The following is a 13,936-nucleotide window of genomic DNA, read 5'->3' as shown; positions in this document are numbered from 1 at the left end:
CCGACCCGGTCCGGCCCTAGAGCCTGCGCAGGACCGCGACGACCTTGCCGAGGATGGTCGCCTCGTCGCCGAAGATCGGCTGGTAGGCCGGGTTCTGCGGCAGCAGCCACACGTGCCCGTCGTCCTTGCGCTTGAACGTCTTGACGGTCGCCTCGCCCTCGATCATCGCGGCGACGACCTCGCCGTTGTCGGCGGTGGGCTGCTGGCGGACCACGACCCAGTCGCCGTCCGTGATCGCGGCGTCGACCATCGAGTCGCCGACGACCTTGAGCAGGAACACCTCGCCCTCGCCGACGATCTCGCGCGGCAGCGGGAAGACGTCCTCGATGGACTGCTCGGCCAGGATCGGCCCGCCCGCCGCGATCCGGCCCAGCATGGGCACGTACGCGGGCGTCGGCTTCGCCGCCGGGTCCAGGCCCGTCACGATCTCCGCGGGCAGCACGCCGACCGCGCGCGGGCGGTTCGGGTCGCGGCGCAGGAAGCCCTTGCGCTCCAGCGCGCGCAGCTGGTGCGCGACCGAGGACGTGGACGTCAGGCCCACCGCCTCGCCGATCTCGCGCACGCTGGGCGGGTAGCCGAAGCGGTCGACCCAGTCCCGGATCACGTCGAGCACCTTGCGCTGGCGCAGGGTCAGGCCCGCGTTGCCAGCGACGTCGGCTGGCGCCGTCGGAGCGGCCTTCGCCGCCGAGGCGGCGAGCGGGGCGTCGTCGGTCTTCCGGGCCACGGTGATTCCTCCTGACCGGACCAGTTTTGGCAGGCCGGCTGTCGGTCGATCTTCAAGTGTCGAAGGTAGTCGCAACCCCTGTCCAGATCAAACACCTGTTCGAGTAAATCCCGGCGTGTCGTAGCTATTCCGAGGCTCCCGGTGGTACACATTCGCACGGGCGTTCGATCGAACGGTTGTTCGATCATGATCCGATGACCTGCGGTGGAGGAGACGGCGTGGCGGTGGTCCTGGGCACTTCTAGGGGTTTCGCGCTGGTGGAGGACACCCGCGCCGAGGACGTTCCACTGGGGCCGGGCGCGGTGCCCGGTCCACGCGTGCTGCGGCGGTTCGAGAGCGCCGACCGGTTGGCCAGGCGGCGTCCCACGAGCGCCCGGAGCGCGCCGCTGCCCGCGCCCGAGCCCGTCCCCGCGCCCGGCAGGGCCCGGTCGCTGCTGCGGGCGTTCGGCGGGGCGCTGCTGGCCGCGCTGGCCGCCGCGGCCATCAGCCTGGCCTACCTCCAGGCGTCCGGCATCTCGGGCGTGCCGGACCGCACGACCACCGCGCACGTGCAGGTCGGCGAGACGCTGCGGGACGTGGCCGAGCGGTCCGCGCCGGGCAGCGACCCGGAGGCCGTGGCCGAGCGGATCGCGGAGCTGAACGGGCTGGGCGGACCGGACGCCGTCGTGCGGCCGGGGCAGGCGCTGACCGTGCCGGACGGGATCCCCGCGCCCTGAGCGCGCGCCGGGGGCGAGCGAGCACTTCCCCGGAACCCGACCACCCCAGCGCCGGCCACCCCAGTGGTGACCATCACGCACGATTTCCCCCACCAGGCTGAACGCGCCGCCGCCTCTCGCACAACCGACGTCGTCGCTCCGGAGAGTGACCCGCGCACCCCTCCCCGGTCACCCCCGAGCGGGACGGCGGTCACTGCCCGTTCGACCACGATCAGCGGTGCGCTACCACCGGCCCCGCGGGCCGCTCCGGATCACACCCCCCGGATTGCGCGGCGTTGTGGATCAGGCATAGGTTGACCCCCACATCTAGTGGTTGCACCGCCGAAGTCGACCCACCGATGGGGGTTTCCCCGTCACCTGGGTTGACGCGATGAGTGCTGCGCCGACAAGGGGGAGCAAGGCGTGCGGTGTCCGTTCTGCCGGAACTCGGAATCCCGCGTGGTCGACTCCCGCGAGGTCGACGAGGGCCAGGTGATCCGCCGACGCCGTTCGTGCACCACGTGCGGGCGCCGCTTCACCACCGTCGAGGAGGCCGTCCTCGCCGTGGTGAAGCGCTCCGGGGTGACCGAGCCGTTCAGCCGCGACAAGGTCGTCAACGGCGTGCGGCGCGCGTGCCAGGGCAGGCCCGTCGACGACGACGCGTTCCAGCACCTCGCGCACCGCGTGGAGGAGAGCATCCGCTCCACCGGCGTCGCCGAGATCCCCAGCCACGAGGTGGGACTGGCCATCCTGGGCCCGCTGCGCGACCTCGACGAGGTCGCCTACCTGCGCTTCGCCAGCGTGTACCGGTCCTTCTCGTCCGTCGAGGACTTCGAGAAGGAGATCGCGGACCTGCGCGGAGCGGCGCGGGACGACTAGGGCTTCGGCCACAAGGTTTCCGCGGCCGACGCGCACGGGAAAAGGGCACCCGGACGTGGTCGCGGCATGGGCTTCAAAGACAAAGATCGCCAATAGACCAGAAGATTCGAGGGACCGGCAGATGACGGAAACCGTTGGTGGCTCGCGCAAGAAGACGGCCAACCGCAACGGTGCAGGGGGGAAGCAGGCCGGGCTCGCGGTGGAGCGCGTCCACACCACCGCGGGGACGCACCCCTACGACGAGGTGACCTGGGAGCAGCGCGACGTCGTCATGACGAACTGGCGCGACGGCTCCATCAACTTCGAGCAGCGGGGCGTCGAGTTCCCGTCGTTCTGGTCGGTCAACGCCACGAACATCGTGACCAGCAAGTACTTCCGGGGCGCGGTCGGCAGCCCGGTGCGGGAGAGCAGCCTGCGCCAGCTCATCGACCGCGTGGTCAAGTCGTACGTCGAGGCGGGCGTCAAGCACGCCTACTTCGCCACCGAGACCGACGCCGAGGTGTTCGAGCACGAGCTGACCTGGATGCTGCTGCACCAGGTGTTCAGCTTCAACTCCCCGGTGTGGTTCAACGTCGGCACCGCGTCGCCGCAGCAGGTCAGCGCCTGCTTCATCCTGTCGGTCGACGACACGATGGAGTCGATCCTGAACTGGTACCGCGAGGAGGGCCTGATCTTCAAGGGCGGCTCCGGCGCGGGCCTGAACCTCTCGCGCATCCGCTCGTCCAAGGAGCTGCTGTCCTCGGGCGGCACCGCGTCCGGCCCGGTGTCGTTCATGCGCGGCGCCGACGCGTCGGCGGGGACGATCAAGTCCGGTGGCGCGACCCGCCGCGCGGCCAAGATGGTCGTGCTGGACGTGGACCACCCGGACGTGGAGGAGTTCATCCAGACGAAGGCGCGCGAGGAGGACAAGATCCGCGCGCTGCGGGACGCCGGGTTCGACATGGACCTGGGCGGCTCGGACATCGTCTCCGTGCAGTACCAGAACGCCAACAACTCGGTGCGCGTCTCGGACGAGTTCATGCGCGCGTTCGAGGGGGGCAAGGAGTTCGGGCTGCGCTCGCGCGGCACCGGCGAGGTCATCGAGACCGTCGACGCCAAGTCGCTGTTCCGCAAGCTGGCGCAGGCGGCGTGGGAGTGCGCCGACCCCGGCATCCAGTACGACGGCACCATCAACGACTGGCACACCACGCCGGAGTCGGGCCGGATCACCGCGTCCAACCCGTGCTCGGAGTACATGCACCTGGACAACTCCAGCTGCAACCTGGCGTCGCTGAACCTGATGAAGTTCCTGGGTGACGACGGCTCGTTCAACGCCGACCTGTTCGCCCGCTCGGTCGAGCTGATCATCACCGCGATGGACATCTCGATCTGCTTCGCGGACTTCCCGACCCCCGCCATCGGCGAGACCACGCGGGCGTTCCGCCAGCTGGGCATCGGCTACGCGAACCTGGGCGCGCTGCTCATGGCCACCGGCCACGCGTACGACTCCGAGGGCGGCCGGGCGCTGGCCGCGTCCATCACCTCGCTGATGCAGGCGGTGTCCTACCGCCGGTCCGCCGAGCTCGCGGGCGTCGTCGGCCCGTACGACGGCTACGCGCGCAACGCCGAGTCGCACAAGCGGATCATCCGCAAGCACGCGTCGGCCAACGACGAGATCCGCACGCTGCACGCCAACGACGCCGACACGCGCTCGCTCGCGACGGCCGAGTGGCAGCGGTGCCAGGAGATCGGCGCGGTCAACGGCTGGCGCAACGCGCAGGCCAGCGTGCTCGCCCCCACCGGCACCATCGGCCTGATGATGGACTGCGACACCACCGGCATCGAGCCGGACCTGGCGCTGGTCAAGTTCAAGAAGCTGGTCGGCGGCGGGTCGATGCAGATCGTGAACCAGACCGTGCCGCGCGCGCTGTCCGCGCTGGGCTACCCGACCGAGCAGGTCGAGGCCATCGTCGAGCACATCGGCGAGCACGGCCACGTCGTGGACGCGCCCAGCCTGAAGCTGGAGCACTACGAGGTGTTCGACTGCGCGATGGGCGAGCGCTCCATCACGCCGATGGGCCACGTCCGGATGATGGCGGCCGTGCAGCCGTTCCTGTCCGGCGCGATCTCGAAGACGGTCAACATGCCGGAGACGGCGACCGTCGAGGAGGTCGAGGAGGTCTACTACCAGGGCTGGAAGATGGGCCTGAAGGCGCTGGCCATCTACCGCGACAACTGCAAGGTCGGCCAGCCGCTGTCGGCGGGCAAGGGCGCGAAGGCGTCGACCGCCGCCGAGAAGGCGCCGGAGACCGTGATCGAGTACCGCCCGGTGCGCAAGCGCCTGCCGAAGAAGCGCCCGTCGCAGACGGTGTCGTTCACCGTCGGCGGCGCCGAGGGCTACCTGCACGCCGGCTCCTACCCGGACGACGGCCTCGGCGAGATCTTCGTCAAGCTGGGCAAGCAGGGCTCGACCCTGGCGGGCGTCATGGACGCCTTCTCGATGTCGATCTCGGTCGGCCTGCAGTACGGCATCCCGCTGGAGTTCTACGTCTCGAAGTTCCAGAACCTGCGCTTCGAGCCCGCGGGCATGACGGACGACCCGGACGTGCGCATCGCGACGAGCGTCCTGGACTACCTGTTCCGCAGGCTGGCCCTGGACTACCTGCCGCACGACAAGCGCGCCCAGCTCGGCATCTTCACCGCCGAGGAGCGCACCGCGCAGGTCAACGCGGACTACGGCACGCCGGGCGCCGACGTGGACCTGGAGGGCCTGCGCACGACGGTCGACGCGACCCCGACCCGCGAGCCGGAGTCGAAGCCCACGACCACCGAGCCGCCGGCGCGGGTGGGCAGCTCCACGGAGCTGCTGGAGCTGCGCCTGGGCACGGTCGCGGACGCGCCGCTGTGCATGACCTGCGGCACGAAGATGCGTCCCGCGGGGTCCTGCTACCTGTGCGAGGGCTGCGGGTCGACGTCGGGCTGCAGCTGATCGCTTGAGCGCTCTGACTGTGTGAGCTGACCAGCGGGGTGGGTACTGGCTTCCGAGCCGGCGCCCACCCCGCTGGCTCGTGCGGGGGACCTGCGTCAGGGCTCCCCAGCAGGCCACATCCCGGAGAAGATCTCCCCGGAACGCGTCGCAGGCGCGCTGGGGAGTTCGACCCCGTGCTTCGCGGCGAGCTTCTTCTCGATCTCCGCGAAGACGCAGGCGTAGGTCGACGGGTTGCGGCGGCCTTCAGCGAAGTGGACAACTCCTGGACTCCCTGCACCAGCAACTGGGTCCCGTAGAACGGGGAGGCGTTCGTGCGGAGCCACTTCCACATGTACTCGGGGTTCTCGTGGTTGGGCGCCTTGCGGTGGCACCGGCGGCAGAGCAGCACGAGGTTGTCCGGCCGATCAGCCCCACCGCGTGCAGCAGGAATGATGTGGCACCGCTCCACCTTGGACTTGTGCCCGCAGGACCAGCACAGCTCATGGGCATCGGCCCAGTCGAAGGCCAGTCCGCACTCGACCTCGGACCAGTAGGCGATGATCTCCTCGCGCTTGGTCTTGACGCTCTCCTGCGGGGGGCTTCTTGGCCACGTATCCCACTCCTGAGTTGCCGACCAGTCGTCCAGACGACGACCACGTGCGCGTCACCATGCCAACAAGCATCGACAAAAATGGTCCCCCGAACCACCCGGCTGCGCGCCCTCCCCCACGCTCGGCCACCCCCTCGGCCGCATCACCGCCGAGGCCGCGCACGCCCAGGTCGCGGTGAGCCTGCTGGCCCCGCTCCTGCTCACCCAGGCCGTGGACCTGCGAAAAGGCGGCGCGGTCATCAACGTCAGCACCTCCCCGGCGATAGCGGCGTCCGCGGTGCTCGCGGACGCGGAAACCCGCTGAGCGCCGGACACCAGCCCTAACATCACCCCCACCATGCCCCTCCCCGAAGCCCTCACCTCACTCGAAGGCCTCTCCGTCGGCGACGCCTTCGGCGCCCAGTTCTTCGTCCCCGGCACCTCCCCCGACGACCTCACCGCAGGCCCGCCCCCGTGGCCGTGGACCGACGACACCCAGATGGCCTGCCTGGTCACCGCCGAGCTGCGCGACCGGGGCGAGATCGTCCAGGACCGCCTGGCCGCCGCGTTCGCCGAGCACTGCGACCCGTACCGGGGTTACGGCCCCGGCGCGATCACGGTCCTGCGCCAACTCCGCGACGGCGTCCCCTGGCGCGAGGCCGCGGCCAGCGCGTTCGGCGGCGGTTCGCTCGGCAACGGGGCCGCGATGCGCGTCGCCCCGGTCGGCGCGTTCTTCGCCGACGACCTGGACGCCGTGGTCGAGCAGGCCACCCGCTCCGCCGAGGTCACCCACGCGCACCCCGAGGGCGTCGACGGCGCGGTGGCCGTCGCGCTCGCCGCCGCGCGCCCGGACGCGGTGTTCGAGGCGGTGCTGGACCTGCTGCGGCCCGGTGCGATCCGCGACGCCGCAGCACTGGCCAGGACCCTCCTGGGCCGCTCGCCGCAGGAAGCCGTCCACCACCTCGGCAACGGCTCCCGCCCCACCGCGCTCACCAGCGTCCCGCTCGTCCTGTGGATCGCCGCCACCCACGCGCACGACTACCGCGCCGCGATCGGCGCCTGCGTGCGCGCGGGCGGCGACGTGGACACCACCGCCGCGATGGTGGGCGGCGTCGTCCGCGCGCCGATCCCGCCCGAGTGGCGGGAAGCCCGCGAGCCGCTGCCTCAGGACCTGCGGAACAGCTTGTTGCCCAACCACACCAGCGGGTCGTAGCGCCGGTCGGCCAGCCGCTCCTTCAGCGGGATCAGCGCGTTGTCGGTGATGGCGATGTGCTCCGGGCACACCTCGGTGCAGCACTTGGTGATGTTGCACAGCCCGAGGCCGTGCTCGGAGCGCGCCGCCTCGACGCGGTCGGCGGTGTCGAGCGGGTGCATCTCCAGCTCGGCGACCCGCATCAGGAACCTCGGCCCGGAGAACGCCTCCTTGTTCTCCTCGTGGTCGCGCACCACGTGGCAGGTGTCCTGGCACAGGAAGCACTCGATGCACTTGCGGAACTCCTGCGAGCGCTCCACGTCCACCTGCGCCATCCGGTACTCGCCCGGCTCCAGGTCCTCGGGCGGCCGGAACGCGGGCACCTCGCGCGCCTTGGCGTAGTTGAACGACACGTCCGTGACCAGGTCCCTGATCACCGGGAACGCCCGCATCGGCGTCACCGTGACGGTCTCGTCCTCGGCGAACACCGACATGCGGGTCATGCACAGCAGCCTCGGCCTGCCGTTGACCTCGGCCGAGCACGAGCCGCACTTGCCCGCCTTGCAGTTCCACCGCACGGCGAGGTCGGCGGCCTGGGTGGCCTGCAACCGGTGGATGACGTCGAGCACGACCTCGCCCTCGTTGACCTCGACGGTGAAGTCCTCCATCGCGCCGCCGGAGGCGTCACCGCGCCACACCCGGAAGTGCCCCTGGTAGCCCACGTCAGCCCTCCAGCTCCTCGGCGGTCAGGTACTTCTCCAGCTCGGCGCGCTCGAACAGCGCCAGCAGGTCGGCCCGGATCGGCTCCTGGGCCAGCTCGGCCACGGCCACGCCGTCGCCGGAGGCGCTGCACAGCAGCACCTTGCGCCGCCAGTCGGCGTCCATGCGCGGGTGGTCGTCGCGGGTGTGGCCGCCCCGGCTCTCGGTGCGCAGCAGCGCGGCGCGGGCGACGCACTCGCTGACCAGCAGCATGTTCCGCAGGTCCAGCGCGAGGTGCCAGCCGGGGTTGAACTGCCGGTGCCCCTCGACGGTGAGGGCGGCGGCGCGGCGCTTGAGCCCGTCCAGCCGCTCCAGCGCGCTCTCCATCTCCCCGGCCCGGCGGATGATGCCGACCAGGTCGTTCATGGCCTGCTGGAGCTCGACGTGCAGCGCGTACGGGTTCTCCCCGCCCTCGCCCGCGAACGGGGCCAGCGCGACCTCCTGGGCCCGCGCGATCGCCTCGTCGCCGCACCTGGGCCGCGTGGTGAGCCCGGCCGCGTAGTCGGCGGCGCCCTCGCCCGCGCGCTTGCCGAACACCAGCAGGTCCGACAGCGAGTTGCCGCCGAGCCGGTTGGAGCCGTGCATCCCGCCGGACACCTCGCCCGCCGCGTACAGGCCGGGCACCGACGACGCGCCGGTGTCCGGGTCGACCAGCACGCCGCCCATCACGTAGTGGCAGGTCGGGCCGACCTCCATGGGCTGGGCGGTGATGTCGACGTCGGCCAGCTCCTTGAACTGATGGTGCATCGACGGCAGCCGCCGCCGGATCTCCTCGGCGGGCAGCCGCGACGACACGTCCAGGAACACCCCGCCGTGCTCGGTGCCGCGACCGGCCTTGACCTCGGAGTTGATCGCGCGCGCCACCTCGTCGCGGGGCAGCAGCTCGGGCGGGCGGCGGTTGTGGTCGGGGTCGGTGTACCAGCGGTCGCCCTCGGCCTCGTCCTCGGCGTACTTGTCCTTGAACACCTCGGGCACGTAGCCGAACATGAACCGCTCGCCGTCGGAGTTGCGCAGGACGCCGCCGTCGCCGCGCACCGACTCGGTGACCAGGATGCCCTTGACGCTGGGCGGCCAGACCATGCCGGTGGGGTGGAACTGGACGAACTCCATGTTGACCAGCTCGGCGCCCGCGCGCAGGGCCAGCGCGTGCCCGTCGCCGGTGTACTCCCACGAGTTCGAGGTGACCTTGAACGACTTGCCGATGCCGCCGGTCGCCAGCACCACGGCGGGCGCCTCGAACAGGGTGAACCGGCCGCTCTCGCGCCAGTAGCCGAACGCGCCCGCGACCCGGCCGCCGTCCAGCGGCAGGTCGGTGACGGTGAACTCCTGGAACACCTTCAGCCGCGACTCGTGGTCGCCGGTCTCGGCGAAGTCCTCCTGCTGGAGCGAGACGACCTTCTGCTGGAGGCTGCGGATCAGTTCGAGGCCGGTGCGGTCGCCGACGTGCGCGAGACGCGGGTACTCGTGGCCGCCGAAGTTGCGCTGGCTGATCCGGCCGTCCTTGGTGCGGTCGAACAGCGCGCCGTAGGTCTCCAGCTCCCACACCCGCTGCGGCGCCTCCTTGGCGTGCAGCTCGGCCATGCGCCAGTTGTTGAGGAACTTGCCGCCGCGCATGGTGTCGCGGAAGTGCACCTGCCAGTTGTCGTTCGGGTTGGCGTTGCCCATGGCCGCGGCGATGCCGCCCTCGGCCATGACGGTGTGCGCCTTGCCGAACAGGGACTTGCACAGCACGGCGGTCCGGGCCCCGCGCTGCCTCGCCTCGATCGCGGCGCGCAGTCCCGCGCCCCCCGCGCCGATCACGAGCACGTCGAAGGTGTGCCTCTCCAGCTCGGGCAACGCCCGCTCCTCTCCCTGCCTTCGCCCACCGGTCCCGCCGGAGGTCAGCCGATGAACCTGAGGTCGCTGACGACGCCGGCCGAGACCAGCGCGATGTAGAGGTCGGTCAGGCAGACGAAGACCAGCGACGCCCAGGCCAGGAGCATGTGCCTGGCGTTGAGCCTGGAGACCAGCGTCCACATCCGGTAGCGCACGGGGTGCCGGGAGAAGTGCTTGAGCCTGCCGCCCGCGATGTGCCTGCACGAGTGGCAGGACAGGGTGTACGCGCCCAACAGGGTCACGTTGACCAGCAGGATGATGTTGCCCAGGCCCAGGCCCGTGGTGAGCGCGGCGAGCGCGTCGTAGGTGTTGACCAGCAGCAGGACCGACGCGGCGAGGAAGAAGTACCGGTGCAGGTTCTGCGCGATCAGCGGGAACCGGGTCTCGCCGGTGTAGCGGGCGTGCGGCTCGGCGACGGCGCAGGCGGGCGGGGACAGCCAGGCGGCCCGGTAGTAGGCCTTGCGGTAGTAGTAGCAGGTGACCCGGAAGCCCAGCAGGAACGGCAGGATCACCACGGGCGGGGTCAGGAAGCCGGGCAGCTCGGGCAGCGGCCTGCCGAAGTGCGCGGCCTCGGGTAAGCACTCCTGGCTCAGGCACGGCGAGTACATGGGCGTCAGGTAGTGGTAGTCGTCGACCCAGTAGTAGTCGCCCATGAAGGTGCGCACCGCCGCGTAGGCGGAGATCAGCAGCAGGGCCGCCGCCGTCGCCAGCGGGGGCAACCACCAGCGGTCCGTGCGGAGCGTGCGCTGTTCGATCCGCGCCCTCATCCCCTCACCTCTCCACGTCGTTGTGGTGCTCGGCGGTGGTGCTCGGCTGTTCGGTTGTGCGCTGTGCGGTCGTGCGCTGTGCGGGTGGTGCTCTGCGCGGTGGCGCCCTGCGTGGTGGCGTCGCGCGTGCCCCGTGTGGTGGCGCGCCCGGTGCGACGTCCGGCGGCGGCTCGCCCGCTGTCACCGTTCCGGGTGGTGCTGTCCGCGTGGCCGCTCACGGTCCGGCTGGAGCCGTTTTCGGCCACCTGACGACCTTGCTTCCACGCCCGGTTCCTGTCGTTTCCCCATCCGGGTGATGACCGGATCGGGCGTCCCATATGGCGCTTCCGGGGGTTTCCGCCACGTCCGGGCGGCGTCCGTCCACAGGGTGGGACAAGGCCCGCGCCGAACCGCCCGCGCGGGCCGCCCGGACTCCCGCCGACCCGCTGCGGGAACGCGAACGGCCCCCGCGCCGAGGACGCGGGGGCCGCGGGCCGGGCCGGGTCAGCGGCGCCGCCGGTAGCCGCCGAGCCCCTCGTCGTCCGCGTCGTGCCAGAGCGAGGCGTCGTAGGGCGTGTCGGGCACGACCACCACCTCCCGCTCCACGTCGGGGGCTTGGCGCGGCCGTGGCGCGATGGGCGCCTCGGACAGGTCGGCGGCGTCGATGTCGAGCCGCTCCACGTCGTTGGCCAGGCGTCGCACGGCGGGCACGTCGCCGTGGCGGGCGCGCACCGCGACGACGGCCTGGCGGAGCCTGCCGACCGCGCGGCGCAGTTCGGCGATCTCGGAGGACGTCATGTCGGGGACCTCCCTGGGCGTGTTCCGGCGTCCGACTCTGCACGCTCTTCGGCACTGTGACAAGGGCCACACACCCGTGTGGGTCCGTCCGGATTCTGAATCGTTTTTGTGATCAAGCCCTCTCGTCACCTAGTGTGTGCGCTGTCACGTCCTTCCGTGCGACGCCAGCGCTGTCGTCCACCGGGTCCACCACAGCCCGTGATCACCCACCGGAGACGCAGAGCAATGAGCGACCTGCACCCCGTCGTCGCAGAAGTGACGGCCCGCATTGCCGCCCGGAGCGCAGCAAGCCGGTCCGCCTATCTCGAACGAGTGAACGCCGCCGCGCTTGAGGGGCGGCCAGCGCGCGGGGACCTCGCGTGCAGCAACCTGGCCCACGGGTTCGCGGGCATCACCGGGGGCGACAAGCAGGCGTTGCGCGCCGTGCGCAAGCCCAACGTCGCCATCGTGTCGGCCTACAACGACATGCTGTCGGCGCACCAGCCGATGGACGAGTACCCCTCCTGGATCAAGGAGGCGGCGCGCGGGGCGGGCGGCATCGCCCAGTTCGCGGGCGGCGTGCCCGCGATGTGCGACGGCGTCACGCAGGGCCGCGCGGGCATGGAGCTGTCGCTGTACAGCCGCGACGTCATCGCCATGTCCACGGCCATCGCGCTCTCCCACGACATGTTCGACTCGACGCTGCTGCTCGGCGTGTGCGACAAGATCGTGCCCGGCCTGCTGATCGGCGCGCTCTCGTTCGGCCACCTGCCCGCGATCCTGGTGCCCGCGGGGCCCATGGAGTCGGGGCTGCCGAACAAGGAGAAGGCCCGCGTGCGGCAGCTGTTCGCCGAGGGCAAGGCCACCCGCGAGGACCTCCTCGAAGCCGAGGCCGCCTCGTACCACAGCCCTGGGACCTGCACGTTCTACGGCACGGCGAACTCGAACCAGCTCGTCGTGGAGGTCATGGGCCTGCACCTGCCGGGCGCGACGTTCGTGCCGCCGAGCACTCCGCTGCGCAAGGCGCTGACCGAGGAGGCGGCGCGGCGCGCGGTCGCGCTGAGCCGGGGCGAGGAGTTCACCCCGCTCGGGCACGTCGTCGACGTGAAGTCCGTGGTCAACGGCGTGATCGCGCTGCTGGCCACCGGCGGGTCGACCAACCACACCATGCACCTGGTGGCGATCGCGTCGGCGGCGGGCGTCGAGCTGGGCTGGGACGACTTCGCCGAGCTGTCCTCGGTGGTGCCGCTGCTGGCGCGGGTGTACCCCAACGGCGGCGCGGACATCAACCACTTCCAGGCCGCGGGCGGCGTGCAGTTCCTGGTGGGGACGCTGCTGGACGCGGGCCTGCTGCACGGGGACGTGCGCACGGTCGCCGGTCCGGGCCTTGACCGGTACCGCCGCGAGCCGGTGCTCGTGGACGGCGAGCTGGTGTGGCGCGACGGTCCGACCGAGACCCTGGACGCGGCGGTGCTGCGCCCGGCGTCGGACCCGTTCTCGGCGGACGGCGGGCTGCGGATGCTGTCCGGCAACCTGGGCCGCGCGGTGATCAAGGTGTCGGCGGTGGCCGAGGAGCACCGGGTCGTGGAGGCGCCCGCGCGGGTGTTCACCTCGCAGGAGGCGTTCGGGACCGCGTTCAAGGCGGGCGAGCTGGACCGCGACGTGGTCGTGGTGGTGCGGCAGCAGGGTCCGCAGGCGAACGGGATGCCGGAGCTGCACAAGCTGACGCCCGCGCTGGGCGTGCTCATGGACCGGGGGTTCAAGGTCGCGCTGGTGACCGACGGCCGCATGTCGGGCGCGTCGGGCAAGATCCCGGCCGCGATCCAGGTGACGCCGGAGGCCGCGGTGGGCGGTCCGCTGGCGCGGGTGCGCGACGGCGACGTGCTGCGGGTGGACGCCGGGGCGTGCTCGTTGGACGTGGTGGTGGACCCGGTTGAACTGGGCGCGCGCGAACTGGTGGACTTCCCCCCGGACGCGCAGTCCTGGACCGGCACGGGTCGCGAGCTGTTCGCGGCGCTGCGCCGGTCGGTCGGTCCCGCCGACCGGGGAGCCAGCGTGTTCGGCCCGATCGCCGCCTCGCACTTCGTGGGGCTGAGTAACCAGGAGGTGAGCCGGTGACCACCGCAGCACACGCGACGGCCCAGGATCTGCTGGCGCTGTCCCCCGTCGTCCCGGTCGTCGTCGTGGACGACGCCGAGCACGCCGTGCCGCTGGCGCAGGCGCTGCTGCGCGGGGGGATCGGCGTCATCGAGCTGACCCTGCGCACCCCGGCCGCGCTGGAGGCGATCGAGCGGGTCGCCGCCGAGGTGCCGGAGATCGTGATCGGCGCGGGCACGGTGACCGCGCCGGAGCACGCGGCGGCGGCGGCGAAGGCGGGCGCGGCGTTCCTGGTGACTCCGGGGTGCACGGACCGGGTGCTGGGCGCGGTGGAGGACACGGGCCTGCCGTTCCTGCCGGGCGCGGCGACCGTCTCCGAGGCCATGCGCCTGGCCGAGCGCGGCCTGACCGCCCTCAAGTTCTTCCCGGCCGAGGCGGCGGGTGGCGCGGACTACCTGAAGTCGATCGGCGGCCCCCTGCCGGGCCTGCGCTTCTGCCCGACGGGCGGCATCACGGTGGACACCGCCCCGCGCTACCTGGCCCTGCCGAACGTCGGCTGCGTCGGCGGCTCGTGGCTGGCCCCGAAGGACGCCCTGCTGTCGGGCGACTACGCCCGCATCGAGTCCCTGGCCCGAGCGGCGGCAGCCCTGCGCTGA

The 13,936-nt window shown here is 71.7% G+C and carries 12 protein-coding genes and 1 pseudogene; 7 read left to right on the top strand and 6 right to left on the bottom strand.

Going from position 1 to position 13,936, the window contains the following annotated elements; all coding sequences use genetic code 11:
- Positions 1–16: 16 nt before the first annotated feature.
- Positions 17–724 carry a transcriptional repressor LexA gene (lexA, locus tag AMIR_RS07185; protein ID WP_015800275.1) on the bottom strand — a complete coding sequence of 236 codons (708 nt, stop codon included), beginning with the start codon at positions 722–724 and terminating at the stop codon, positions 17–19.
- A gap of 218 nt (positions 725–942) precedes the next feature.
- On the opposite strand from lexA, the gene AMIR_RS40030 reads away from it, so the two are divergent.
- From AMIR_RS40030 to AMIR_RS07170, 3 genes are all read left to right on the top strand, one after another.
- Positions 943–1,440, top strand: a complete 498-nt coding sequence (locus tag AMIR_RS40030; RefSeq protein WP_015800274.1) for a LysM peptidoglycan-binding domain-containing protein — start codon at positions 943–945, stop codon at positions 1,438–1,440.
- 402 nt (positions 1,441–1,842) lie between these two features.
- Positions 1,843–2,298 (top strand): transcriptional regulator NrdR, encoded by a 456-nt coding sequence (gene nrdR, locus AMIR_RS07175; protein WP_015800273.1) that lies wholly within the window; start codon positions 1,843–1,845, stop codon positions 2,296–2,298.
- 121 nt (positions 2,299–2,419) lie between these two features.
- A complete protein-coding gene (locus tag AMIR_RS07170; RefSeq protein ID WP_015800272.1) occupies positions 2,420–5,266 on the top strand; it encodes a vitamin B12-dependent ribonucleotide reductase in 2,847 nt (948 codons plus the stop codon).
- Positions 5,267–5,633: 367 nt separating this feature from the next.
- Here AMIR_RS07170 and AMIR_RS43150 read toward each other — a convergent pair.
- Positions 5,634–5,744, bottom strand: a pseudogene (locus tag AMIR_RS43150) (HNH endonuclease); the annotation flags it as partial.
- Positions 5,745–6,030: 286 nt separating this feature from the next.
- On the opposite strand from AMIR_RS43150, the gene AMIR_RS42630 reads away from it, so the two are divergent.
- A complete protein-coding gene (locus tag AMIR_RS42630; RefSeq protein WP_015800271.1) occupies positions 6,031–6,159 on the top strand; it encodes a hypothetical protein in 129 nt (42 codons plus the stop codon).
- Positions 6,160–6,192: 33 nt separating this feature from the next.
- Complete coding sequence (locus AMIR_RS07155) at positions 6,193–7,047, top strand: ADP-ribosylglycohydrolase family protein (RefSeq protein WP_015800270.1); 855 nt, start codon at positions 6,193–6,195, stop codon at positions 7,045–7,047.
- On the opposite strand, the gene AMIR_RS07150 is transcribed toward AMIR_RS07155, so the two are convergent.
- The 4 genes from AMIR_RS07150 to AMIR_RS07135 all read right to left on the bottom strand — a co-directional run bounded on the left by AMIR_RS07150 (position 6,999) and on the right by AMIR_RS07135 (position 11,204).
- Complete coding sequence (locus tag AMIR_RS07150; RefSeq protein ID WP_015800269.1) at positions 6,999–7,748, bottom strand: succinate dehydrogenase/fumarate reductase iron-sulfur subunit; 750 nt, start codon at positions 7,746–7,748, stop codon at positions 6,999–7,001. The genes AMIR_RS07155 and AMIR_RS07150 overlap by 49 nt on opposite strands.
- 1 nt (position 7,749) lies before the next feature.
- Complete coding sequence (locus tag AMIR_RS07145) at positions 7,750–9,621, bottom strand: fumarate reductase/succinate dehydrogenase flavoprotein subunit (protein WP_015800268.1); 1,872 nt, start codon at positions 9,619–9,621, stop codon at positions 7,750–7,752.
- 44 nt (positions 9,622–9,665) lie between these two features.
- The gene (locus AMIR_RS07140) at positions 9,666–10,427 is read right to left on the bottom strand and encodes a hypothetical protein (RefSeq protein ID WP_015800267.1); all 762 of its coding nucleotides are present in this window, start codon (positions 10,425–10,427) and stop codon (positions 9,666–9,668) included.
- 483 nt (positions 10,428–10,910) lie between these two features.
- Entirely contained in the window at positions 10,911–11,204 is a 294-nt protein-coding gene (locus AMIR_RS07135) for a hypothetical protein (protein ID WP_015800266.1), read from the bottom strand.
- Between the two features lie 225 nt (positions 11,205–11,429).
- On the opposite strand from AMIR_RS07135, the gene edd reads away from it, so the two are divergent.
- Both edd and eda read left to right on the top strand, forming a co-directional pair.
- Positions 11,430–13,301 carry a phosphogluconate dehydratase gene (gene edd, locus AMIR_RS07130; protein WP_015800265.1) on the top strand — a complete coding sequence of 624 codons (1,872 nt, stop codon included), beginning with the start codon at positions 11,430–11,432 and terminating at the stop codon, positions 13,299–13,301.
- Positions 13,298–13,936 carry a bifunctional 4-hydroxy-2-oxoglutarate aldolase/2-dehydro-3-deoxy-phosphogluconate aldolase gene (gene eda, locus AMIR_RS07125; protein ID WP_015800264.1) on the top strand — a complete coding sequence of 213 codons (639 nt, stop codon included), beginning with the start codon at positions 13,298–13,300 and terminating at the stop codon, positions 13,934–13,936. Before edd ends, eda begins: the two co-directional genes overlap by 4 nt.

Source organism: Actinosynnema mirum DSM 43827 (assembly GCF_000023245.1).
GTDB classification, from domain to species: domain Bacteria; phylum Actinomycetota; class Actinomycetes; order Mycobacteriales; family Pseudonocardiaceae; genus Actinosynnema; species Actinosynnema mirum.
This window is presented reverse-complemented; position numbering and strand designations above follow the sequence as displayed.